The sequence below is a fragment of the Microbacterium suaedae genome, from assembly GCF_003254645.1.
GTDB classification, from domain to species: Bacteria; Actinomycetota; Actinomycetes; order Actinomycetales; family Microbacteriaceae; genus Microbacterium; species Microbacterium suaedae.
In genome coordinates, this window is sequence record NZ_PNFD01000003.1 from 573448 (window position 1) to 595614 (window position 22167).

Consider the following 22167-nt stretch of genomic DNA (forward strand, 5'->3'; position numbering starts at 1 on the left):
CGCGCACATGAGCGACGCCGCAGCACAGCAGGGACCCGCGATGCAGGAGTGGGACGAGAAGATCCTCCCCGGCCGGTTCGAGGGGAAGACGATCATCGTGACGGGTGCCGGCTCTGGCATCGGTCGCGCGACCGCGTCGCGCATCGCGCGTGAGGGCGGACGCGTGATCGCGGTCGACATGAACGAGGGCGGGATCGACGAGCTGATCGCCGAACTTCCGGAGACCGACCTCGTGAAGGTCGTCGCCGACATCACCGACGACGCGGCGATCGACGAGATTGTCTCGACCGCGGGTGAGGTAGACGGTCTGGCGAATATCGCAGGGATCATGGACCGGATGCAGCCGGTCCACGAGGTCGACTTCGCCCTGTGGGAGAAGATCTTCGCGGTCAACGTGACCGGCTCGGCGAAGCTCATGAAGGCTGTGATCCCCGGCATGCTGGAGCGCAGCGCCGGATCCATCGTGAACGTCGCGAGCGAGGCCGGGCTGCGCGGATCCGCGGCGGGCACCGCCTACACGGCGTCGAAGCACGCCGTCGTCGGCATGACGAAGAGCTCGGCGTTCCTGTACGCGCTGTCGGGGATCCGCGTCAACGCCGTCGCTCCGGGCGCGGTCGCGACGGGCATCGAGGCGCCCTTCGCGTCGGAGTTCGCGGCACCCCGCATCCAGCGCGGGATGGCGTCGATCCCCTCGATCGCGCAGGCAACGCAGCTCGCCGCGAGCATCGCGTTCCTGCTCACGGATGACGCGACCAACCTCAACGGCGTGATCCTGCCGTCCGACGGAGGCTGGTCGGCGGCGTAACGCTCCGGCGAGCGCGCCCCGCGGATCCGCGGGGCGCGCTCGCCGCTTCGGCGCTCAGGGGTCGATCATCCCTGCATGCCGCCCGCGATCTCCGCGAACTTCGCGTTCACTGCCTCGTCGTACGCGCTCCAGACATCGCCACCGCGCAGCTCCACCTCGGCGCCGCCGTCGCAGTAGAGGGTCTGGCCGCACATGTGCGTGTTCTGCTCGCTCGTGAGCCAGATGAGCAATCTCGCAACCGACTCCGGCGGCTGGTGATAGTTCAAGGGCATCGGAACGACGGCGTCGACCTGCGCGGCGCCTTCGGGGGTGGCGATCAGGTCCTTCGTCATGGGCGTCGTCACGATTCCCGGGCCGACGGCGTTGAGCGGGATCCCCGCGCCCGCCCAGCCCTCCGATGGCGCCTCGCGCCGCACCCACCGCGAAATCGCCCTCTTCGAGGAGGGATACACGAGGTTCGCCGTGCGCTCATCGCCCGTGATCTGCTCGGCCACAGCCAGGGCCGCCTCCTCGTCGTCCGAGAGCAGGGCGTCGACGAGCGGCGGGAAGTTCGGCTGTACCGACGACACCGACGAGATGAGCGCGGCGCGCGGGGCGTCGGACTCGGCAAGGGTCGCGCGGATCCCCTCGAGGAACTCCGTCATGCCGAAGTAGTTCACCGAGGCCGTGAGAGCAGACGGTGCAGAGATGCCCGCGCATGCGATCACGGCGTCGACGGATCCATTCGCCGCCGCAATCGCGGCCGCCACGGCGTCCGCGCGCCCCTGCACCGTCGACAGGTCGGCATCGACCTCGGCGCCCTTCAGGTCGACCCCGACGACCGTGTGACCCTGCTCGCGCAGCAGCTCGGCGGTCGTCTTCCCGATCCCGGATCCCGCTCCGGTGATGACATAAGTACGCGCCATGGTGACGCTCCTCTCCGGACGCTTTCGTCCGGATCTCACTCTCCCCGATTTCTTCGGGAAGCACAGGGGGGTTGCGTCATTGAGATCGCGCGGGCGCCTATGGGCGCAGCAACGCCTTGATGACGCGCCGCTCGTCCATGGCGGCATATGCCTCCGCCGCGTCGGAGAGGGCGAACTCGCCATCGAACACGCGGCCGGGCGCGAGGGATCCGTCGAGCACCTCGGGGAGGATCTCCTCGACATAGTTCCGCACCGGGGCGACGCCGCCGCGGACGCCGACGTTCGTCGAGAACATGGTGCGCATGGGCAGCTCGGGCCCGCCGTTCGGCACGCCGACGAAGCCGACCTGGCCGCCGGGGCGGGCCGAACGGAGGGCCTGGTCCATCGACTCCTTCGTGCCGACGCATTCGAGCACGGCGTCGGGGCCGATTCCGTCGAACATGTCCTTGAGTGCTGCGATGCCCTCGTCGCCGCGCTCGGCAACGATGTCGGTCGCGCCGAACTCCGTCGCCACGGCCTGGCGCGACGCGTGGCGGCTCATCGCGACGATCCGCTCGGCACCGAGGCGCTTCGCGGCGAGCACGGCCGAAAGGCCGACGGCGCCGTCGCCGACGACCGCGACGGTGGATCCCTGCGCCACGCCACCCGAGACGGCTGCGTGATGACCCGTCAGGAACACGTCGCTCAGCGTCAGCAGGCTGGGGATCAGCGCGTCGTCGGGCTGGGCGGGAACGACGGTGAGGGCGCCGTCGGCGTGCGGGACGCGCACGAGTTCGCCCTGCGCGCCGTCGGTCGGGTGGCCCCAGTGGTCCTGCGACCCGAACCAGCCGAGCTCGAGGCACGAGGTCGTGAAGCCAATCCGGCAGTTCGCGCACTCGCCGCAGCAGTCGTAGAAGGGCGCGATGACGAAGTCACCGGCCTTCACCTTCGCCACGTCGGGGGCGACCTCCTCGACGACGCCGACGAACTCGTGGCCGATGCGTCGCGGCTCGTCGGTCGGGGTGACGCCCCGGTAGGGCCAGAGGTCGGATCCGCACACGCAGGCGGCCGTGACGCGCACGATCGCGTCCTTCCCTGTGCCGCTGAGCTGGGGATCCGCGACCTGCTCGGATCGGATATCTCGTTCGCCGTGGAGGAGGGTTGCGCGCATGCCCTGACGGTATCGCGGGAGGGGTTGACGGATCCTGACCCGCGATGCATGGTTAAGGGATTACTTACGTAAGGAATAGCTGACATGCAAAGCCCCACGGATCCCCTCTCGCAGATCTTCCACGCGCTCGCGGACCCCACCCGCCGGGCGATGCTGGAGCGCCTGAGCAGGGAGAGCGCGACCGTGGGCGAGCTGTCAGAGCCCTTCGACATGAGCCGTCCCGCGATCTCGCAGCACCTCGGCGTGCTCGAGCGGGCGGGGCTCATCGAGCGCACGACGCGCGCCCAATGGCGGGTCTGCACGATCCGTCCCGAACCCCTTGACCGCGCCACGGCGTGGGTCGAGGAGAACCGTGCGCTGTGGAACGCCCAGTTCGACCGACTGGACGATGTTCTGCGGCGCATCCAAGAGGGAGAGACCGATGCCTGATTTCACGATCACGCGAACCTTCGACGCTCCGCGCGCGACCGTCTGGCGCGCGTGGACCGACCCGACCGTGGCCGCGCAGTGGTGGCACCCGCACGAGGTCACGACGCCCGCCGAATCGGTGCGCATCGACCTGCGCGAGGGCGGCGGGTACGCGTACCTGATGATCGATCCGACGGGCGGCGAGTGGCCGACGGCGGGCGAGTACCTCGAAGTGCGCGAGCCCGAACGGCTGCGCTTCACGTGGGGAACCCCCGACGCTCCGCGCGGCCCCGACGTCCCCGTCATCACGGTCGACCTCGCGGAGGTGCCGGGCGGCCGCACTGAGATGACCTTCCACCTCGACGGGCGGGCCGACGACCGAGGCACCGAGTACAGCGTCTACGACGGCTGGACCGAGGCGTTCGAGGTGCTCGACGGCGTGCTCGCGGGCTGAGCGCACACCTGCACCTGCACAACGACGCCAATTCTGCGGTTGGTGCCCCGGAACCCCGGCGTGTCGGGGGCCGAGCGCAAAAATTGGCGTCGTTGTGCATGCGCGCGGATCCGCTCAGCCGCCCGCGACTACCCTGGATTCCATGCTCAACATGGCCGCCGGTCTCGCGCGCCTCGGCGACCTCGCGCAGTCCCCCATCGTCGCCACGCTCGCCCGCGCCTTCGCGGATGCCGGGCACGATCTGGCGATCGTCGGGGGGCCCGTGCGCGATGCGCTGCTCGGGCGCGACATACACGACCTCGACTTCACGACGGACGCCCGCCCTGACGACATCCTGCGGATCGTCACGCCCGTCTCGTCCGCGCAGTGGGACATCGGACGCGCGTTCGGCACGATCGGCGCTCGCGTGAAGGGCGAGCAGGTCGAGATCACGACGTACCGCGCCGACAGCTACGACGGTGAGACGCGCAAGCCTGCCGTCGAGTTCGGCGACACCCTCGAGGGCGACCTCACGCGCCGCGATTTCACGGTCAACGCGATGGCGCTGAGGGTGACAGAGGTGAAGCTCGTGGATCCGACGGGCGGCGTCGAGGATCTCGTCGCCGGCACCCTGCGCACGCCCATCGATCCGCGGGTCAGCTTTGGCGACGATCCCCTGCGCATGCTCCGCGCGACGCGGTTTGCGGCGCAGCTCGGCTTCGACATCGCGCCAGAGACCCGCGAGGCGATCGAGGATCTCCGCGGCACTCTTGAGATCGTCAGCGCTGAGCGGATCCAGTCAGAGCTCAGCCGTACGATGTGCGAGAAGGATCCGGTGCGCGGCGTGCGCGCGATGGTCGAGACAGGACTCAGCGACGAGTTCCTGCCCGAGCTCTCGGGCCTCAAGCTCGAGGTCGACGAGCACCATCACCACAAGGACGTCTACGAGCACTCGCTCACGGTGCTCCAGCAGGCGATCGATCTCGAACACGAGCGGTTCCCGGGCAGCGATCCCGATGTCGCCCTGCGCCTTGCCGCGCTCCTACACGACATCGGAAAGCCCCGCACCCGCAAGCTCGAACCGGGTGGCGCGGTGACGTTCCATCATCACGACGTCGTCGGATCCCGCATGGCGAAGAAGCGCCTGCAGAAGCTGAAGTACGACACGGCGACGATCTCGTCGGTCGCGAAGCTCATCGAGCTGCACCTGCGCTTCTTCGGATACGCCGAGGGCGTCTGGACAGACTCCGCCGTGCGGCGGTATGTGCGCGATGCGGGGGGCGAGCTCGATCGCCTTCACATCCTCACCCGTGCCGACGTCACGACCCGCAATCGTCGCAAGGCGCGCCGGCTCGCGGGGGCGTATGACGATATCGAGGCCCGCATCGCCGCCCTGCGCGAGCAGGAGGAGGTCGACGCGATCCGCCCCGATCTCGACGGCAATCGGATCCAGGAGATCCTTGGCATCTCCCCCGGTCCCGAGGTCGGCAAGGCGTACCGCTTCCTTCTCGAGCTGCGCCTCGACGAGGGACCTCTCGGCGAGGAAGAGGCGGAGCGGCGCCTGCGCGCCTGGTGGGATGAGCAGGCATCTGGGTAACCCCCGAATGTCGGCCCGTTGCATAGGATCGGGCGGATCGCGCGGGTAGCGTTTCCGTCGTGTCCGAAACCGCGAATCACCGTCCGCTGACGGTCCTGCTCGGGTGCGACACATTCGCACCGAACATCAACGGCGCCGCGCGCTTCGCGGAGCGGCTCGCGGCCGGCCTCGTCCAGCGTGGCCACGAGGTGCATGTCAGCGCGCCGAACGAGCGATATCGACGCCGGAAGCCCGGGGTTGAGAGCGTCGAGGGCGAATCCTTGTTCGTCCACCGGCTGCCCTCTGTGCCGCTCCCCTGGCACGAGTGGCTGCGCTTCGTGTGGCCGTGGCGCTCGAGGTACTACGCGCGCCGTGTCCTTGATGCCGTTGAGCCCGATGTCGTCCACATCCAGTCGCACATCGTCATCGGCCGCGGACTGACGCGCGAGGCGCGCAAGCGTGGGATCCCCGTCGTTGCGACGAATCACACGATGGCCGAGAACATCCTCGACTCGACGCACCTGCCGGAGTGGGCGAACCGGATCCTCCTGCGGGAGGCGTGGGCCGACGCGAAGCGCACCTTCGACATGTGCGCCGCGGTGACGACGCCGACGCGGAAGGCCGCGGACTTCCTCGAGGACACGATCGAGGTCTCGGGCGTGATCCCGATCAGCTGCGGCATCGACATGAGCCAGTACACGGCGGATCTGTCGCCGCGGGCGGAGAAATCGATCGTGTTTGTCGGGCGTCTGACGGCCGAGAAGCGCGTCGAGGACATCCTCCGTGCGGCCGCGCGGCTTGATGACGGCGTGCGGGTCGAGCTCGTGGGCGACGGCGACCAGCGGTCGAGCCTCGAGGCGCTCGCCGATGAGCTCGGAATCCGCGATCGCGTCGCCTTTCACGGTCATATGACCGACGAGGATCTGCGCGCGACGCTGACGCGCGCGACGGTGTTCGCGATCGCCTCGATCGCTGAGCTGCAGTCGATCGCGACGATGGAGGCGATGGCGTCGGGCCTGCCGGTGGTCGCCGCGAACGCGGTCGCGCTCCCCCACCTCGTGCATGACGGCGAGAACGGTTTCCTCTTCGAGCCCGCGAACGTCGAAGAGCTGGCGGCGCGATTGGATGACGTGCTGCACGCGTCGAGCGAGCGGTACGAGAAGATGCAGCGTGCCTCTCTCGACCTCGTCGCGAACCACGACATCACCCGCACTCTCGACACCTTCGAGGCCCTGTATCGAGGGGAGACCGTGCCCGCATGAGTCGCCCGCTGCACGTCGTCTTCTTCGGTGATCAGCACGCCGAGACGGCGGGCGGCGCGCAGATTGCGATGCGGCTGCAGAGGAAGTTCCTCGAGCGTGCAGGGCACACGGTCACGATCGTCGCCCCTCGCCGGCATGGGCGGGGACTGGCGGGTATGCAGGATCAGGCATACGTCGATCTGCCGTCGGCACCCGTGCCGGCGGATCCGGAGTACTCGATCGTCTGGCCGGGGCGGCGGGCCGATCGCGCGATCGATCGTGGCGTCGCGCGCCGGGTGACGGCGCATGGCGCGCCGGTTCCCGATCTCGTGCACGTGCAGGCCGACTTCTGGGGCGCGGTGCTCGGGTACCGCTTCGCGCGGCGCGCACGGCTTCCCGTCGTGCACACGATGCACAACCGCGTCGACGTCGGGATCGCTGCAACCGTGCCGTTCCCCACGATCGCCGTGCGAGCGCTGAACGCCTGGCGGCGCCGCGCGCTGCCCGGATCGGGGCCCGGATCGGACGGCTGGGCCTATCTCCGCGGGATCGCGACGGGGGCGTCCGCCGCCACGGCTCCGTCCGGGCACTTCGCGCGCCGGCTGGAGGAGCACGATGTCTTCGAGCCTGTCGATGTCATCTGGAACGGCATAGACGACGACGTGCTGCGGGATCTGCCCACGCCCGACGCATCGGGGGCGCTTGTCTGGGTCGGGCGCATGAGTGCCGAGAAGCGACTGCTTCCCTTTCTGCAGGCATATTCCGCAAGCCGCATCGACATGCCGGTCGAGATCGTGGGCGGGGGGTTTCAGCGCGACGAGGCCGAGCGATACGTGCGGGCGCGCGGGCTATCGGATCGCGTGCGATTCCTCGGCCGGCTGTCCTATCCGGATACCCTGACGCGGATCGCCGCGGCGTCAGCCCTCGTGCAGACGTCGATCGGCTTCGAGACGCAGGGCATGACGCCGTTCGAGGCGGCTCAGCTCGGCACGCCGTCCGTGATCAGCGATCTCGACATCGCGGACGAGATGGGGGGCGGCGTCTGGCGCGTCTCCCCCGGGCAGACGGAGACCGCCCGGATCCGGGAGCTCGCGACGGTCCTGCGGAACGTCGAGCGGGACGTCCGCCGCGGATCCGCGCCGGAGCCGTCCCCGCGGGTGCGGCGGGAGTTCGTGCAATCGTCGCGCACCGAGGCGATGCTCGGCGTCTATCGACGGGTGCTGTGACGCCGACGGCGAGGCACCGGGCGGCCAGTCCCCATCCACGCGGTGGCGGGGGAAGCCGTATCCGTCGCCCGGCAGAAGGGCGCCCGTCGCGGCGAGCCCGACGAGGGCGAGGACGACAAAGATGAGCGCTGCGATGTCCATGGCAGAGAAGCTACGGGTGTCGCGATTCCGCCACGAGTGGCAGACTCGACAGGAAGCATCGTTTTCCTGCCAAAGGGGTCTGTCATGACATCTGTCGCCGCGATCGTCACGCCCGGTTTCTCGATGTTCGAGTTCAGCATCGCGGTCGAGGCGTTCGGCGTCGACCGTTCGGAGCTCGGCGTTCCCTGCTTCGACTTCCGCACGGTCACGCCCGATCCGGGGCCTGTCACGAGCGAGATCGGCCTGGAGCTTCGCATCGACGACGATCTGTCGTACGCCGACGCGGCCGACATCGTCGTCGTTCCGCCGATGGGATCCCCGCTCCGCGCGGTGCCGGATCCGCGAGTGCTCGACGTGATCCGCCGCGCCGTCGCACGCGGCGCGTGGGTGGTCAGCTACTGCACGGGCGCGTTCGTGATCGCGGCTTCCGGGGTGCTCGACGGTGGGCGAGCGACGACCCACTGGCGCTCGACCGAGCGGCTGGCGCGAGAGCATCCCGAAATCGAAGTCGACCCCGATGTGCTGTACGTGCAATGGGGGCGGATCCTCACGAGCGCGGGCACGGCTGCCGGGCTCGACGCGAGTCTGCACCTGCTGCGCCAGGAGATCGGGGCCGAGCACGCGAACACGATCGCGCGCAGCATGGTCGTGCCACCGCAGCGCGATGGGGGACAGGCGCAGTTCATCGAACGCCCGATCCCGGATCATCCGGATACGTCGCTCGCGCCCGTCACCGACTGGGCGCTCGACAATCTGCACCTCGATCTCACGGTCGACGACCTGGCGGCCCGCTCTCACATGTCTCCGCGCACCTTCGCGCGGCGCTTCAAGGCGGACATGGGGGCGACGCCGGCCGCATGGCTTTCGCGGCAACGGGTGCTCCACGCGCAGCGCCTGCTCGAGCGCACCGAATTCAGCGTCGATCGGATCGCGGCCGACTGCGGATTCGGATCCGCCGCGGTTCTGCGGCAGAACTTCACGCGCATCCTCGGGCTCACCCCGAGCGCGTACCGCGACCGCTTCTGCTGCATCGACGCGACGCAAGCCGACGTCGCGCCTGCCGCGTGATGCGGCTTCGATGCTAAACTTGAGTCAAGTCAACTCAAGTTAGGATCTCGGGGGAGGAACCATGGCACAGGCTCAGCAGCCGCAGGAAGAGCAGCAGAGTGCGCTCGAGCAGTTCGGCATCAATCTCACAGAGCGCGCGCGGCGCGGCTCGCTCGATCCTGTCATCGGGCGCGACGGCGAGATCCGGCGCGTGAGCCAGGTGCTCACCCGACGCACGAAGAACAACCCGGTTCTCATCGGCGAGCCGGGCGTCGGCAAGACGGCCGTCGTGGAGGGGCTCGCCCAGCGCATCGTCGCGGGCGACGTGGCCGAGAGCCTCAAGGACAAGGAGCTCATCACCCTCGACATCTCCGCCCTGGTCGCGGGAGCGATGTACCGCGGGCAGTTCGAGGAGCGACTCAAGAACGTGCTGCAGGAGATCACCGAGTCGGAGGGGCGCGTGATCACCTTCATCGACGAGCTCCACGTGCTCATGGGGGCCGGCGGGGGAGAAGGATCCGTCGCGGCGGCGAACATGCTCAAGCCCATGCTCGCGCGCGGCGAGCTGCGCATGATCGGCGCGACGACGCTCAACGAGTATCGCGAGTTCATCGAGAAAGACGCGGCGCTGGAGCGACGCTTCCAGCAGGTTTACGTCGGCGAGCCGAGCGTTGAAGACACCATCGCGATCCTGCGCGGCCTGAAGCAGCGGTACGAGGCGCACCACAAGGTGTCGATCAGCGACGGAGCGCTCGTCGCCGCCGCGTCGCTTTCGCACCGGTACATCCCGAGCAGGCAGCTGCCCGACAAGGCGATCGACCTGATCGACGAGGCCGCGAGCCGGCTGCGGATGGAGATCGACTCCGCGCCGCTCGAGATCGATGAGCTGCGACGCCACGTCGACCGCCTGAAGCTCGAGGAGCTCGCCCTCAAGAAGGAGAAGGACGCCGCCGCGAAGGAGCGCCTGGCGGCGCTGCGCGAGAACCTCGCCGCTCAGGAGGCGCAGCTGAACGAGATGCAGGCGCGCTGGGAGACCGAGCGCTCGTCGCTCAACCGGGTCGGCGACCTCAAGACGCGGCTCGACGATGCGCGCGTCGAGGCCGAGCGCGCGCAGCGTGAGGGAAACCTCGAGAAGGCCTCGCGCCTTCTGTACGGCGAGATCCCCGCACTGGAGCGTGAGCTCGACGCGGCTGAGAAGGCCGAGCAGTCCGACGACCGCATGGTGGGCGACCAGGTGACGGATGAAGACATCGCGGGCGTGATCGCGGCCTGGACGGGGATTCCCGTCGGCCGCCTGCTGCAGGGCGAGAGCGAGAAGCTGCTGCACCTCGAGAACGAGCTCGGCCGACGTCTCATCGGCCAGACCGAGGCCGTCACGGCGGTCTCCGACGCCGTGCGGCGATCGCGCGCCGGTCTCAGCGACCCGAACCGTCCCACGGGGTCGTTCCTGTTCCTCGGTCCGACGGGCGTCGGCAAGACCGAGCTCGCGAAGGCGCTCGCCGAGTTCCTCTTCGACGACGAGCACGCCATGGTGCGTATCGACATGTCGGAGTACGGCGAGAAGCACTCCGTGAGCCGGCTCGTCGGAGCGCCTCCCGGATACGTCGGCTACGACCAGGGCGGGCAGCTCACCGAGACGGTGCGGCGACGTCCGTACAGCGTCGTCCTGCTCGACGAGGTCGAGAAGGCGCACCCCGAGGTGTTCGACGTGCTGCTGCAGGTGATGGACGACGGTCGCCTGACCGACGGTCAGGGGCGCACGGTCGACTTCAAGAACGTGATCCTCATCCTCACGAGCAACATCGGCTCGCCGATCCTCGTCGATCCGACCATCGCGCCGACTGCGAAGCGCGAGCAGGTGCTGCAGCTCGTGCAGGCATCGTTCAAGCCCGAGTTCATCAACCGGCTCGACGACATCGTCGTGTTCCAGGCGCTCAGCCAGGACGAGCTCGCGCAGATCGTCGAACTGCAGGTCGATCTGCTGCAGCAGCGGCTGTCCGATCGGCGTCTCGCGCTCGCCGTCACGCCCGACGCACGCGCGTGGCTCGCCGAGCGCGGATACGATCCGGCGTTCGGCGCCCGTCCGCTGCGGCGCCTGATCCAGAAGGAGATCCAGGATCGGCTGGCCCGGGGCATTCTCGCGGGGCACATCCACGACGGCGACACGGTACGTGTGGACGTCGCGGCCGATGGCTCCCAGCTCGCCCTCACGGGGGCGTAGCGCCCGCAAATCCACAAGTCTCCGTCGAATCCGCTGCAAATAGGTGCGGACTCGACGGAGATTTGTGGAAATGAAGGGGCTCAGTCGTTGACGAGCACCGTCTCGGCGATCGGACGACGCTCGCGCGGAGCCGTCTCGCGCTCGCGTGCCCCCTCGGGCAGCTGCGCGGCGTCGCCGAGATCGCCCACGGCGAGGAGCGACAGGACCTCGAGGCGGTCGGGGAGGTCGAAGTGCGCGTGCACGGCGGGCGCGTCGAAACCGGTCATCTGGTGCACGAAGAGACCGTCGTGGTGGGCCTGCACCGAGAGGTGCGCGACGGCCTGGCCCAGGTCGTAGTGGGCCGTCGGGTGAACGCGTCCCTCGTCGCTTTCGAGCTCGGCGACCGCGACGACGAGCACGCCGGCCTTCGTCGCCCAGGTCTTGTTGAAGTCGATCATCGTGTCCGCGATCGCGGCGTGCGCGGCGGATCCCCGGCGCGCGACGATGAAGCGCCATGGCTGATTGTTGTACGCCGACGGGCTCCAGCGCGCGGCCTCGAGGGCGCTCGCGAGCTTGCCCTCGTCGATGGCGGACGACTCGTCATAGGCACGCGGGCTCCATCGCTCGGCGAGAATGTCGAGGACGGGGGCGTCGGTCGGCGCCGTACGGTCGAGGACGGTGGTGCTCATGCTGCTCCCTGAGGTTGGGTGAGGATCGATCGCGGGGCGTGGCCCACGCGAGAGCCAACGTGCGGTCGCGGCGTGTATTCCCGAACCGGAGCTTCTGTGTCAGAAGGTTTCAGGAGCGGAGCGCCTCGCGCCACTTCACCCGGGATCCCATGCGCAGCAGCGAGTTCTCGTAGATGCGCGCCGCGATGCCGATGACGAGCACGCATGCCGCGAGCGAGATCGCGATCGAGAGGATCGGCTCCCACCACTGCGCTTCTCCGAAGAAGAGGCGGATCGGCATCGACACGGGCGATGAGAACGGCACGTACGACATGATCGACATCACCAGCGGGTTGTTGCTGAAGAAGATGACGAGCATGTACGGGATCATCACGAGGTACATGATCGGGGCGACCGACTGGCTGATGTCCTCCTGGCGCGACACCATCGCTCCCGTCGCGGCGAACATCGTCGCGATGAGGAGGAAGCCCGTGACGAAGAAGAGGGCGAACCAGAGCAGCGGGGTGCCGAGCCCCGACAGGATCTCGGTCTGGCCCGTCGCGATGAGCGAGACCGATACCGCGGCGACGATCAGGACGATCTGAGCGAGCGCCATGAGCGTGTTGCCGAGGACCTTGCCCGCGAGCAGCGCGCGGGCCGGGATCGCGGTGATGAGGATCTCGATCACGCGCGTCTGCTTCTCTTCGACGACGCTCGTCGCAACGGGCATGCCGAACGACATCGCCGACATCATGAAGATGATTCCGAACGCGATGCCCATGATGTAGCGGAGGAACGTCCAGCCGCCGTCGGGGTCCAGCAGCTCGACGGCGGGGGCCTGGGACAGGGCCGTCACGAGCATCTCGGGGGCCTCGGTCAGGGCGACGACGGCGATGCCCGTCGGCGATGCGTCGTCGGGGATGACGGCCGCGTCGACCTCCTCCCCGCGTACGAGCTCGCGCGCCTCGGCGGCGGAGGACACCTCCGTCACCTCGAGGCCGTCGACCGCGGCGAGCTGACCCGCGACCGTGGAGGGAGCCGCAACGGAGGTCGTCTGGGTGCGGTCGCCGAGGAAGCTCATCAGGAAGATTCCGGCGACGATTCCGACGAGGATGATCGCCGTGGAGACGAGGAACGCCTTGCTGCGGATCCGCGTGACCACCTCGCGCTCGGCGACGAGATACGTGGACTGGAGGGTCGAGACGCCCGGGGCGTCGGTTCCGAGGGTCACTGGACGACCTCCTTGAAGATCTGGGAGAGCGACGGATGCTGCGGGGCGAAGCGCGTCACGGATCCCTCCGAGACGGAGCGGCGGAGCACACGCTGCGCCGTCTCGTCGTCGTCGACGTCGAAGACGGCGTACCCGCGATCGAACTCGACGACGTCCACGCCCTCCTCGTCGCGCAGCCAGCCTGCGTCGCCCGAGGAGACGAGCTCGTAGCGGTTGGTCGAGTGCTGGGCGCGCAGCTCCTCGCGCCCACCGGCCGCGCGAACGGTGCCGCCCGAGATGATGACGAGGTCGTCGCACAGGCGCTCGACGAGATCGAGCTGATGAGACGAGAACAGGACGGCCACTCCGGCGTCGGCTCGCTCCTGCAGCACCGAAAGCACGGTTTCGACGGCCATCGGGTCGAGTCCGCTGAACGGCTCGTCGAGGATGAGGACGTCGGGGTCGTGCACGAGCGACGCGGCGATCTGCGCGCGCTGCTGATTTCCGAGGGACAGCGACTCGATGGGATCCGTCAGTCGCTCGCCGAGGCCCAGGCGCTCGAGGATCACGCCCGCCTTCTCGGACGCGCGACGCTTGTCGAAGCCGTGCAGGCGCGCGAGATACGTGATCTGCTCGAGCACCTTCATCTTCGGGTACAGGCCGCGTTCCTCCGGCATGTATCCGAAGCTGCGCCGCTGGGCGGCCGTCAGCGGCGCACCGTCGAGCGAGACGTCGCCGGCCTCTCGAGAAAGCAGGCCGAGGATGATCCGCATCGTGGTCGTCTTGCCCGCGCCGTTGCCGCCGACGAAGCCGGTGAGGCGGCCGCGGGCGACGGTGAACGACACGTCGTCGAGCGCCGTGCGCTCGCCGTAGCGCTTGGTGATGCCGGTGAGCTGGAGCATGTCTCCGACGCTACGAGCATCGCGAAGGCCGCACATCCGCCGTGCGGGGGATCTTCGTCTCCCGTCGCACGGCGGAGCACGCGGTCAGCGGGCCGGCCAGCCCTCCTCTTCCGCGTCGGAGAAGCTGTCGTTCGCGTCGGGGTGCTCGCCGTCGGGGGCGTGCTCGGCCATGAACGCCTCTGGTCCCTTCTCCGCGGCGCGGGGATCCATCCACATGAACTCGAGGATGTGGCCGTCGGGGTCGGTCATCGACACCTGCGACATGAAGCCGTAGTCCTGCGGGGGCTTGTTCTCGCCGCCGCCGTTCGCGAGGACGAGGGAACGAGTGCGGTCGACCTCCTCCTTCGAGTCGCGGCTGATGGCCGTGATGACCTGCGCGCCTGAGGCGGGGGAGAGGACGGGCTTATCGGTGAAGGTCGCGAAATAGCCGGTCTTCAGGATCATGAAGAACACGTTCTCGTCCCACTTGAGGCACGCGGCGTTCTCATCGGTGAATTCGGGGACGAGGCCTGCGCCGATGGCGGTGTAGAACGCCTTCGAGCGATCGAGATCGGCGACGGGCAGGTTGACGAACACGCTGGTGGCCATGATGTGCTCCTTCGCGACGGGATCGTGTCGTGATCAGCATGCTCCCGGCGGGGGTGTCGATTCAAGGGGATCCGCGAGAACGGACGGAGCCCGTGGGGCGCGGATCCGCCGCGCGGGGGAGGCAGAGGAGGCCGAGGGGGCCTAGCGTGAACTCATGGTCGACACCCTCGAACGCGCATCGAGCTCTGCCTCGGCGGCGCGCCTGTTCGCGCGGCAGGAGCCGACGCCGCGGCAGGTGCGCAACGACGTCTGGGTGGGGTTGACACTCTTCGTGGGCGCGATCATCAGTGCGGTCCTCGGCTACTTCGCGCAGATTATGGGCCCCCAGACGCTGGATCCGCGTGCCGGGCTCATCTACGCGGCGGCGATCGCGCTCCCCTTCGTCGTGCGCCGGCGTCATCCGATTCTCGTGGCGATCGCGGTCAACGTGGTCTACATCGTGGGAATGGAGCTGGGCGTCTCGGAAGTGTACGTGGGGCAGATCGCGCTCTTCCTCGCGATGTACACGGTCGGTGCCTGGGTGGACGATCGCCAGCGTGCACGGATCGTCCGCCTCGCGATCATCGCGGCGATGTTCGTGTGGATGCTCGTCGCGACCTTCCGCGCGGCCACCGAGCCGCTGCCCGACGACGTCGCGGCCGTCGGCGCGCTCTCGCCCGTCCTGGCCTCCATGCTTCTCATGTGGCTCGTGAACGTGGTCTTCTTCGGCGGCGCCTACTATATGGGCGATCGGGCATATGACGCGGCACTCGGCCGACAGGCGCTGCAGGAGCGCACGCGCGAGCTCGAGGAGCAGCAGGAGATCGCGTCGGCCCAGGCTGTCGCGCTCGACCGCGTGCGCATCGCGCGAGAGCTCCACGATGTCGTCGCGCACCATGTCTCGGCGATGGGTGTGCAGGCCGGAGCGGCGCGCACCGTCGTCGACGCGGATCCCGAGGCGGCGAAGGGGGCGCTCGCCGCGGTCGAGCGGTCGTCTCGGGAGGCGATCGTCGAGCTGCGCCATCTGCTTGACACACTGCGTCAGCATGATGAGAGGGCCGACGAGGCGCCGTCGACCATCGGATTCGCCTCCCTCGAACCGCTTGCGCGCGGGGCCGACGCCGCGGGCATGCCGACGACGCTGCGCATCGTCGGCGAGGAGCGCGACGTATCGGACTTCGTGCAGATCAATCTCTACCGCATTGCGCAGGAGGCCCTGACGAACGCGCGACGCCACGGCGGCCCGGACGTCGCGGCCGATGTGCGACTGCGGTATGCGGCAGGCAGCGTCGAGCTCGAGGTGACGAACACGGGGCGCGTCGTGCTCGGATCCCGCACCGGTCTCGGCACGCTCGGCATGCGGGAGCGGGCGACCGCGATGGGCGCCCACCTCGAGACGGGCCCGAGGGACCAGGGCGGATACCTTGTGCGGGTGCGGGTGCCACTCGCGGGAGAATGAGCGCATGACCGCTCCCACCGTCCTCCTCGTCGACGACCACGCGACCATGCGCGCGGGCTTCCGCATGATCCTCGAGGCCTCGGGGATCGAGATCGCGGGGGAGGCGGCGACGGGCGCCGAGGGCGTCGACCGTGCCGCCCACCTCGCGCCCGATGTCGTGTTCATGGACGTGCAGATGCCCGATATGGACGGCATCGAGGCGACCCGCCGCATCGTCGCCTCCGGTTCGTCGACGGCGATCGTGATCGTCACGACGTTCGATCGTGACGATTACCTCTTCACGGCCCTCGACGCCGGGGCCAGCGGATTCCTGCTGAAGAACGCCGGTCCGGAGGAACTCGTGCATGCGGCGCGCGTTGCCGCGTCGGGCGATGCGCTTCTCGCCCCCGAGGTGACGCGGCGCGTCATCGAGCGACACCGGGCGGTCGGTAGATCATCCGAGCCGGGGATCCCCGTCGAGCTCACCGAACGCGAGGCGGACGTGCTGCGCCTGCTCGCCTCCGCGATGAGCAACGCCGAGATCGCGAGGGAGCTGTTCATCGGCGAGGCGACGGTCAAGACGCACGTGTCGAACGTGCTCCAGAAGACCGGAGCCCGCGACCGGGTCGCCGCGGTCGTCTGGGCCTACCGCCACGGGGCGGTGTAGGGGGGCGAGAGAGGGAAACCCGAGTCGAGGCTGCCTCATCTCGGAACGGCGTCGGACCTCACCCGAAGATCATCGGCAGATCGTCGTCTTCGTCGTCGGACAGGTCGAGGTCGACGACGACCGGGACGTGGTCGCTCGGGCCCTCGCCCTTGCGCTCCTCGCGCTCGATCGACGCGCCCTCGACGGCGTCGGCGAACGCTTTCGATCCGAGGATGAAGTCGATGCGCAGGCCCTCGTTTCGGGGGAAGCGCAGCTGCTTGTAGTCCCAGAACGTGAATCCCTCGGGCACGAGGGGCCGCACGACGTCGGAGAGGCCGGCGCCTTCGAGCGCGCGGAACGCCTCGCGTTCGGCGGGGGAGACGTGGGTCGTCTCGCCTTCGACGATCGACGGATCTCCGTTGTCGCGGTCGAGGGGGGCGACGTTGAAGTCGCCGGTGAGCGCGAGCGGCAGCTCCGGATCCGTCGCCAGCGCGTCGGTCACATACTGGCGGAGGGCGTCGTAGAACTTCAGCTTGTAGGCGTAGTGCGGGTCGTCGAGGCCGCGGCCGTTCGGCACATACAGGCTCCAGAGGCGCACGCCCTCGACGAGCGCCGAGATCGCGCGCGCCTCCAGCGGGGCGTCGTCGCCGTCGTATCCCTTCTGGAACCCCGGCATTCCCGGGAAGGAATATTCGACGTCCTCGAGGGGGAGGCGGCTGGCGATCGCGACGCCGTTCCACTGGTTCAACCCGTGCGCCTCGACCGTGTACCCCGCGTCCTCGAAGGGCTGGTACGGGAACTGCGTCGGCTTGCACTTGATCTCCTGCATGAGCAGGACGTCGATCCCCGCGCGCTCCGCGAACGCGACCACACGGTCCACGCGCGCACGGACGGAGTTGACGTTCCAGGTCGCGATCCGCATGGATCCAGCCTATTCGTCCCGCAGGAGCGAACGCCTATCGGCGCGGGTCCGAACCCCACTTCAGGTTGTCGAACAGGTCGTCGACGGCCTGCCGGTCGTAGGCCTCGGCGCGCGGCGCCGAGGGAAAGTCGACGTTCTTCACGAGATCGGCGAACTGCCGGTTCGAGCGGAGCCGGTCGACGACCTTGTCGAGCACGTCGTTCACGGGTCCGCGAGCGTACCCGTCGCGGAAGAGACCCGGCTTCTTCACCGGGCGCGACGCGAGCCAGTCTTCCAGGGGCTGATCTGCCTTCGCCATCTTCCCAGCCTAGTCACCTGCACAACGACGCCAATCCTGCGCCGAGTCGTGCGACACGCCGGGGTTCGAGCAGCCACGGGCGAGAATTGGCGTCGTTGTGCAGAGGGCGCCGCTCGTAGACTGGAGCCCATGGCCACAGCATCCACGCCCGCGCTCGAAGCCGACCGTCAGAAGCTCATCGAGCTGATCAAGGCCGAGGCGGTGTTCCACGGCGACTTCACGCTGTCGAGCGGCAAGAAGGCGACGTACTACGTCGATATGCGCAAACTCACCCTCGACCACCGGGCCGCCCCGGCGATCGGGCGCATCATGGCCGACCTCGTCGCCGATATCGACGGCGTCGTGGCCGTCGGGGGGCTGACGCTCGGAGCGGATCCGATCGCGAACGCCGTGATGCACGCGACGGCGGCCTCAGAACAGCCGCTTGACGCGTTCGTCGTGCGCAAGGAGCCGAAGGATCATGGGCGCGGGCGTCAGGTCGAGGGGGCCGAGGTCGGCGGCAAGCGGGTCGTCGTGCTCGAGGACACGTCGACGACGGGCCAATCTGCGCTCAAGGCCGTCGAAGCGCTGCGCCGTGCGGGTGCCGAGATCGCGGCCGTCGCCGTCATCGTCGACCGGAAGACGGGAGCGCAGGCGGCCGTCGAGGCCGAGGGCCTCGAATGGCGCGCGGCCATCGATCTGGACGATCTCGGGCTCGCGCCCCAGTAGCCACGTCGTCGGGGACCTGCTGCGCGGCCCGCTAACCTTCCTCCATGACCCGTTTCGCGCTGGCCGTCGATCTCGGCGGAACCAAGATCGAGGCCGCCCTCGTCGACGAGAACGGCGAGGTTCTCACGCCGAGCCGGAACCGCGTGCCAACCGGCCGTGAGATCACGCCGGATGGGCTGCGTTCGGCCGTGAGCGCCGTTGTCGGCGCAGCGATCGACCAACTGCCTTTCGACGCCGAATTCGCGGGCGCCGGCATCGGATCCGCGGGCCCCGTCGATCTCGTGAGCGGCACGATTCACCCCGTCAATATGCCGGGCGTGCGCGGGTTCGCGCTCGTTGAGGCCGTCCGCGACTCGGTTGTCGCCGATATGGGGCTGACCGACGCCGCCATCACGCTGCGCCATGACGGCGGCGCGCTCGCTTTCGCGGAGTCCTGGCTGGGCGTCGCGGCGGGAACGCGCGCCTCGCTGTCGATCGTCGTCTCGACGGGGGTGGGTGGCGGCATCGTCATCGACGGCGCCCCCATCGGCGGCGCCACAGGGAACGCCGGCCACCTCGGCCAGATGCACTCGGCCGAGCATGGCGGTGAACTCACCCTCGAGGAGGTCGCCTCCGGGCCAGCGAGTGTGCAATGGGCCCAGCTCGCAGGCTGGCAGGGATCCACGGGGGAGCAGCTCTCGGACGATGCGCGCCGCGGCGATCGCGTCGCGCGTGAGGCCATCGAGCGCTCGGCGACGGCGGTCGGCCGCACCCTCGCGGACGTGTCGACGCTCCTCGATCTCGAGATCGTGGCGATCTCGGGCGGATTCTCGTTCGTCGCGGACGACTACGTCGAGCTCGTCGGAGCCGCTCTGCGCGACTGGGCCGACCTGCCGTACGCCCAGGGCACCCGCGTCGTGCGCAGCGGCCTCGGCCCCGACGGCCCCCTCGTCGGCGCCGCGGCCCTCGCGCTGCGGTGATGCGGGCGTCCGCAGCGCGGAATTTTCTGCGGCCGGCCTAGGTGCCGCGGTGCGCAGTCACGATTCGCTATAGTACGTATCGTGACTATGACGGCAGCCGAGGTCATCCGCGACGCGCGCGAGAAGGCCGGCCTGACGCAGGCCGAGTTCGCCGCGCGGGTCGGCGTCACCCAGAGCGTAGTCAGCGCCTACGAGCGCGGCAGGCGCGAACCCTCGTTTCGCACGCTCGTCGACTTCATCAGCCTCGCCGGGTCTGAGCTGAGCATCAGCGTCGACTACAAGCCGACGCCGACGCTCGCGTATGTCCGGTCGAAGAAGGCCGAGCTCGAGGCGGCACTCGGTCAACTCGGCGCGGAGGACATTCGTGTCTTTGGCAGTGTGGCCAGGGGCGATGCGTCGCCCGGGAGCGACGTCGATCTCCTGGTGCATCTGCGCACAGGTGTGAGCCTCTTTGATCTCTCCGGCATGCACATAGACGCCGGCGAGATCCTCGGGATGCCCGTTGATGTCGTGCCGGATACCGGACTCAAGTCCTACGCGAAGGACAACATCTTGGCTGAGGCAGTTCCGCTGTGACCCCAAGACGACAGCGCGAGCGCGTCGAGGACATCCTCGAGTGCCCGAACTGAAGCTCGCTGTCCGCCGCATTCTCGACATCGGTGACCTCGACTACGAGCGCAGCCCGATGCGCACTGACTGATCTGCTCGCCTCAGCGCCGCGGTCCGAACGCGTCGTCGTCGTCGCGGCCGTTCTTCAGGTGCCGGAGGGCGCGGATCCCCATGACGATCGCCGCGATGCACGAGAGCCCGATGACGAATAGGAAGACCTCACCCATCTTCGCGGTCCTCCAGAAGCTCGGCGACGCTCGACAGGGTCTCGCTCGGGCGGAACGGGTATCGATCGATCTCACGCTGGTCGCTGATGCCGCTCATCACGAGAACGGTGTGCAGGCCCGCCTCGATTCCGGCCACGATGTCGGTGTCCATGCGGTCGCCGATCATGCCCGTGTTCTCGCTGTGGGCACCGATGCGGTTGAGCGCCGAGCGGAACATCATCGGGTTGGGCTTGCCCACAACGTACGGCTCTTTGCCGGTCGCCTTCGTGATGAGCGCGTTGATCGCGCCCGTCGCGGGGAGAGGCCCTTCGGCGGAGGGGCCCGTTGCGTCGGGGTTGGTCGAGATGAAGCGCGCGCCGCGTCCGATGAGGCGGATCGCCTTCGTGATCGCCTCGAACGAATAGTTGCGCGTCTCGCCGATGACGACGTATTCGGGATCCGATTCCGTCATCACGAAGCCCGCCTCGTGCATCGCCGTGAGGATCCCCGCCTCGCCGACGACGTACGCCGTGCCGCCGGGCGATTGGGTCTCGAGGAACGTCGCGGTCGCGAGCGCCGAGGTCCAGATCCGGTCTTCGGGCACCTCGATCCCGCTCGCCAGAAGACGTGCGGACAGATCGCGCGGCGTGAAGATCGAGTTGTTCGTCAGCACGAGGAACGGCGTCTCGTTCCTGCGCCACTGCGCGAGCAGCTCGGGCGCCCCGGCGATCGCCCGGTTCTCATGGACGAGCACGCCGTCCATATCGGTCAACCAGCACTCGATCTCGCTTCGACTCGCCATGGGCTCAGCGTATGTCGTCTGCGGAATTCCCGCCGCGTGTCGCGTGGAATCGCCACAGGTCCAGTCCGCGCGCCGTAGCCCAGACGGACCCGAGCAGGCATACGCTCGGCAGTGTGAGCACGAGCGCGCGGGCGGATTGGGATCCGCAGCATTTGCCGTCGCAGGACGGGCGGAGCTATCTCGTCACGGGAGCGAACGCCGGACTGGGGTATTTCACCTGCGAGCACCTCGCGCGCGCTGGAGCCCACGTGATCATGAGCGGGCGGCACCCGAACCGGCTTGCGGCGGCGCATGACGCGATCGAGGCGCGCGTTCCCGGCGCCTCGGTCGAGACGCTGCTGATGGACGTCGCGAACCCCGGATCCATCCGTGCCGCCGCCGCGAGCGTGCGCGGCGGGCTCTTCGATCGCACGCGGCTCGACGGTGTCGTCTTCAACGCGGGGATCGTGCACACGCCCCGGCGCCGCAAGGTGACCCGCGACGGGCGCGAGCTCGTGTTCTCGACGAACGCGCTCGGACACTTCGTGCTCGGAGCCGAACTGCTCGTCTCGCTCGCGAAGTCGTCGACGAGTCGCTGGGAGCCGCGCATGGTGTGGCTGGGCAGCATGTCGACGCGCATGGGCGCGCACGTCCCCACGGACGTGCAGCTCGAGACGACCTACTCTGCGTGGAAGGCGTACGTGCAGTCGAAGGTGGCCGTGCAGGCTCTCGGTTTCGAGGCAGACGCGCGCCTGCGAGACGCCGGCGTTCCCGTACGGAGCGTCGTCGCCCATCCCGGGTATTCGATCGGTGGGCGCACGCCCCACGTCGCGGGAGTCAATGAGCCGAGCGCCTGGAAGCGGATCCGCGACGGCATCCAGGCTCCCGTCGCGCAGAGCAAGCAGCGCGGTGCCGACACGATCGTTCGTGCCCTCATCGATCCCGAGATCTCGAGCGGCGAGTACTGGGGGCCGCGTCTTGTCACGCGCGGCGCCGCGGTCCGGCAGCGTCCCTCGGCAACCTCCCTGGATCCGGAGGTCCGTCGGCGCGTGTGGGAGAAGTGCGAGGCACTATCCGGCATGACGTGGCCGTTCGCGAAGGCGGCGCGCGCAGCACGCTGA

Annotated in this window: 24 protein-coding genes; 14 read left to right on the forward strand and 10 right to left on the reverse strand. The window is 68.8% G+C overall.

Features of this window, described 5'->3' with window-relative positions; all coding sequences use genetic code 11:
* Positions 1-7: 7 nt before the first annotated feature.
* Positions 8-805 carry an SDR family NAD(P)-dependent oxidoreductase gene (locus C0012_RS12125; RefSeq protein WP_110587927.1) on the forward strand — a complete coding sequence of 266 codons (798 nt, stop codon included), beginning with the start codon at positions 8-10 and terminating at the stop codon, positions 803-805.
* A gap of 65 nt (positions 806-870) precedes the next feature.
* Here C0012_RS12125 and C0012_RS12130 read toward each other — a convergent pair whose 3' ends face one another.
* Both C0012_RS12130 and C0012_RS12135 read right to left on the reverse strand, forming a co-directional pair.
* A complete protein-coding gene (locus C0012_RS12130) occupies positions 871-1710 on the reverse strand; it encodes an SDR family oxidoreductase (RefSeq protein WP_110587926.1) in 840 nt (279 codons plus the stop codon).
* 97 nt (positions 1711-1807) lie between these two features.
* Entirely contained in the window at positions 1808-2860 is a 1053-nt protein-coding gene (locus C0012_RS12135) for a zinc-dependent alcohol dehydrogenase family protein (RefSeq protein ID WP_110587925.1), read from the reverse strand.
* A gap of 84 nt (positions 2861-2944) precedes the next feature.
* Between C0012_RS12135 and C0012_RS12140 the strand changes: the two genes are divergently transcribed.
* The 7 genes from C0012_RS12140 (at position 2945) to C0012_RS12170 (ending at position 11153) form a co-directional block, all read left to right on the forward strand.
* A complete protein-coding gene (locus C0012_RS12140) occupies positions 2945-3289 on the forward strand; it encodes an ArsR/SmtB family transcription factor (RefSeq protein WP_110587924.1) in 345 nt (114 codons plus the stop codon).
* Positions 3282-3722, forward strand: coding sequence for an SRPBCC family protein (locus tag C0012_RS12145; RefSeq protein WP_110587923.1), 441 nt, complete (start codon positions 3282-3284; stop codon positions 3720-3722). Before C0012_RS12140 ends, C0012_RS12145 begins: the two co-directional genes overlap by 8 nt.
* 142 nt (positions 3723-3864) lie before the next feature.
* Positions 3865-5298, forward strand: coding sequence for a CCA tRNA nucleotidyltransferase (locus C0012_RS12150; protein ID WP_110587922.1), 1434 nt, complete (start codon positions 3865-3867; stop codon positions 5296-5298).
* Positions 5299-5357: 59 nt separating this feature from the next.
* Positions 5358-6539, forward strand: coding sequence for a glycosyltransferase (locus C0012_RS12155; RefSeq protein ID WP_110587921.1), 1182 nt, complete (start codon positions 5358-5360; stop codon positions 6537-6539).
* Positions 6536-7744, forward strand: coding sequence for a glycosyltransferase (locus C0012_RS12160; protein WP_232527914.1), 1209 nt, complete (start codon positions 6536-6538; stop codon positions 7742-7744). Before C0012_RS12155 ends, C0012_RS12160 begins: the two co-directional genes overlap by 4 nt.
* 225 nt (positions 7745-7969) lie before the next feature.
* Positions 7970-8953, forward strand: coding sequence for a GlxA family transcriptional regulator (locus C0012_RS12165; protein WP_110587920.1), 984 nt, complete (start codon positions 7970-7972; stop codon positions 8951-8953).
* Positions 8954-9014: 61 nt separating this feature from the next.
* Entirely contained in the window at positions 9015-11153 is a 2139-nt protein-coding gene (locus tag C0012_RS12170; RefSeq protein WP_110587919.1) for an ATP-dependent Clp protease ATP-binding subunit, read from the forward strand.
* 80 nt (positions 11154-11233) lie between these two features.
* Here the strand turns inward: C0012_RS12170 and C0012_RS12175 are convergent, their stop codons facing one another.
* The 4 genes from C0012_RS12175 to C0012_RS12190 form a co-directional block, all read right to left on the reverse strand.
* Positions 11234-11821, reverse strand: coding sequence for a nitroreductase family protein (locus C0012_RS12175; protein ID WP_110587918.1), 588 nt, complete (start codon positions 11819-11821; stop codon positions 11234-11236).
* A gap of 109 nt (positions 11822-11930) precedes the next feature.
* Positions 11931-13031 (reverse strand): ABC transporter permease, encoded by a 1101-nt coding sequence (locus C0012_RS12180; protein ID WP_110587917.1) that lies wholly within the window; start codon positions 13029-13031, stop codon positions 11931-11933.
* The gene (locus tag C0012_RS12185; protein WP_110587916.1) at positions 13028-13912 is read right to left on the reverse strand and encodes an ABC transporter ATP-binding protein; all 885 of its coding nucleotides are present in this window, start codon (positions 13910-13912) and stop codon (positions 13028-13030) included. Before C0012_RS12185 ends, C0012_RS12180 begins: the two co-directional genes overlap by 4 nt.
* A gap of 84 nt (positions 13913-13996) precedes the next feature.
* Positions 13997-14500, reverse strand: coding sequence for a VOC family protein (locus C0012_RS12190; RefSeq protein WP_110587915.1), 504 nt, complete (start codon positions 14498-14500; stop codon positions 13997-13999).
* 154 nt (positions 14501-14654) lie between these two features.
* Between C0012_RS12190 and C0012_RS12195 the strand changes: the two genes are divergently transcribed.
* Both C0012_RS12195 and C0012_RS12200 read left to right on the forward strand, forming a co-directional pair.
* Positions 14655-15938, forward strand: coding sequence for a sensor histidine kinase (locus C0012_RS12195; protein WP_110587914.1), 1284 nt, complete (start codon positions 14655-14657; stop codon positions 15936-15938).
* Between the two features lie 4 nt (positions 15939-15942).
* Positions 15943-16584 (forward strand): response regulator, encoded by a 642-nt coding sequence (locus C0012_RS12200; protein ID WP_110587913.1) that lies wholly within the window; start codon positions 15943-15945, stop codon positions 16582-16584.
* A 58-nt stretch (positions 16585-16642) separates the two neighbouring features.
* Here C0012_RS12200 and C0012_RS12205 read toward each other — a convergent pair whose 3' ends face one another.
* Both C0012_RS12205 and C0012_RS12210 read right to left on the reverse strand, forming a co-directional pair.
* Positions 16643-17485: an exodeoxyribonuclease III gene (locus C0012_RS12205; protein WP_110587912.1), complete on the reverse strand. Its 843-nt coding sequence runs from the start codon at positions 17483-17485 to the stop codon at positions 16643-16645.
* A gap of 34 nt (positions 17486-17519) precedes the next feature.
* Positions 17520-17783, reverse strand: coding sequence for a hypothetical protein (locus tag C0012_RS12210; RefSeq protein WP_110587911.1), 264 nt, complete (start codon positions 17781-17783; stop codon positions 17520-17522).
* 129 nt (positions 17784-17912) lie between these two features.
* On the opposite strand from C0012_RS12210, the gene pyrE reads away from it, so the two are divergent.
* The 3 genes from pyrE to C0012_RS12225 all read left to right on the forward strand — a co-directional run bounded on the left by pyrE (position 17913) and on the right by C0012_RS12225 (position 20026).
* Entirely contained in the window at positions 17913-18491 is a 579-nt protein-coding gene (gene pyrE / locus C0012_RS12215) for an orotate phosphoribosyltransferase (RefSeq protein WP_110587910.1), read from the forward strand.
* 44 nt (positions 18492-18535) lie between these two features.
* On the forward strand, positions 18536-19450 hold the full coding sequence (locus tag C0012_RS12220; protein WP_110587909.1) for an ROK family protein: 915 nt from the start codon (positions 18536-18538) through the stop codon (positions 19448-19450).
* 87 nt (positions 19451-19537) lie between these two features.
* On the forward strand, positions 19538-20026 hold the full coding sequence (locus tag C0012_RS12225; RefSeq protein ID WP_110587908.1) for a helix-turn-helix domain-containing protein: 489 nt from the start codon (positions 19538-19540) through the stop codon (positions 20024-20026).
* A 134-nt stretch (positions 20027-20160) separates the two neighbouring features.
* Here C0012_RS12225 and C0012_RS15820 read toward each other — a convergent pair whose 3' ends face one another.
* Both C0012_RS15820 and C0012_RS12230 read right to left on the reverse strand, forming a co-directional pair.
* Positions 20161-20286, reverse strand: coding sequence for a hypothetical protein (locus tag C0012_RS15820; RefSeq protein WP_269777946.1), 126 nt, complete (start codon positions 20284-20286; stop codon positions 20161-20163).
* Positions 20279-21067: an HAD-IIA family hydrolase gene (locus C0012_RS12230; RefSeq protein WP_110587907.1), complete on the reverse strand. Its 789-nt coding sequence runs from the start codon at positions 21065-21067 to the stop codon at positions 20279-20281. The genes C0012_RS15820 and C0012_RS12230 overlap by 8 nt, the downstream gene beginning before the upstream one ends.
* A gap of 113 nt (positions 21068-21180) precedes the next feature.
* On the opposite strand from C0012_RS12230, the gene C0012_RS12235 reads away from it, so the two are divergent.
* Positions 21181-22167 (forward strand): SDR family NAD(P)-dependent oxidoreductase, encoded by a 987-nt coding sequence (locus C0012_RS12235; protein ID WP_232527915.1) that lies wholly within the window; start codon positions 21181-21183, stop codon positions 22165-22167.

Coding starts and splice junctions, on each gene's coding strand:
- pyrE (WP_110587910.1), top strand. CDS start 17,913: ATGGCCACAGCATCCACGCCCGCGCTCGAAGCCGACCGTCAGAAGCTC.
- C0012_RS15820 (WP_269777946.1), bottom strand. CDS start 20,286: ATGGGTGAGGTCTTCCTATTCGTCATCGGGCTCTCGTGCATCGCGGCG.
- C0012_RS12165 (WP_110587920.1), top strand. CDS start 7,970: ATGACATCTGTCGCCGCGATCGTCACGCCCGGTTTCTCGATGTTCGAG.
- C0012_RS12170 (WP_110587919.1), top strand. CDS start 9,015: ATGGCACAGGCTCAGCAGCCGCAGGAAGAGCAGCAGAGTGCGCTCGAG.
- C0012_RS12145 (WP_110587923.1), top strand. CDS start 3,282: ATGCCTGATTTCACGATCACGCGAACCTTCGACGCTCCGCGCGCGACC.
- C0012_RS12230 (WP_110587907.1), bottom strand. CDS start 21,067: ATGGCGAGTCGAAGCGAGATCGAGTGCTGGTTGACCGATATGGACGGC.
- C0012_RS12220 (WP_110587909.1), top strand. CDS start 18,536: ATGACCCGTTTCGCGCTGGCCGTCGATCTCGGCGGAACCAAGATCGAG.
- C0012_RS12195 (WP_110587914.1), top strand. CDS start 14,655: ATGGTCGACACCCTCGAACGCGCATCGAGCTCTGCCTCGGCGGCGCGC.
- C0012_RS12175 (WP_110587918.1), bottom strand. CDS start 11,821: ATGAGCACCACCGTCCTCGACCGTACGGCGCCGACCGACGCCCCCGTC.
- C0012_RS12185 (WP_110587916.1), bottom strand. CDS start 13,912: ATGCTCCAGCTCACCGGCATCACCAAGCGCTACGGCGAGCGCACGGCG.
- C0012_RS12210 (WP_110587911.1), bottom strand. CDS start 17,783: ATGGCGAAGGCAGATCAGCCCCTGGAAGACTGGCTCGCGTCGCGCCCG.
- C0012_RS12130 (WP_110587926.1), bottom strand. CDS start 1,710: ATGGCGCGTACTTATGTCATCACCGGAGCGGGATCCGGGATCGGGAAG.
- C0012_RS12150 (WP_110587922.1), top strand. CDS start 3,865: ATGCTCAACATGGCCGCCGGTCTCGCGCGCCTCGGCGACCTCGCGCAG.
- C0012_RS12160 (WP_232527914.1), top strand. CDS start 6,536: ATGAGTCGCCCGCTGCACGTCGTCTTCTTCGGTGATCAGCACGCCGAG.
- C0012_RS12205 (WP_110587912.1), bottom strand. CDS start 17,485: ATGCGGATCGCGACCTGGAACGTCAACTCCGTCCGTGCGCGCGTGGAC.
- C0012_RS12135 (WP_110587925.1), bottom strand. CDS start 2,860: ATGCGCGCAACCCTCCTCCACGGCGAACGAGATATCCGATCCGAGCAG.
- C0012_RS12200 (WP_110587913.1), top strand. CDS start 15,943: ATGACCGCTCCCACCGTCCTCCTCGTCGACGACCACGCGACCATGCGC.
- C0012_RS12140 (WP_110587924.1), top strand. CDS start 2,945: ATGCAAAGCCCCACGGATCCCCTCTCGCAGATCTTCCACGCGCTCGCG.
- C0012_RS12190 (WP_110587915.1), bottom strand. CDS start 14,500: ATGGCCACCAGCGTGTTCGTCAACCTGCCCGTCGCCGATCTCGATCGC.
- C0012_RS12225 (WP_110587908.1), top strand. CDS start 19,538: ATGACGGCAGCCGAGGTCATCCGCGACGCGCGCGAGAAGGCCGGCCTG.
- C0012_RS12125 (WP_110587927.1), top strand. CDS start 8: ATGAGCGACGCCGCAGCACAGCAGGGACCCGCGATGCAGGAGTGGGAC.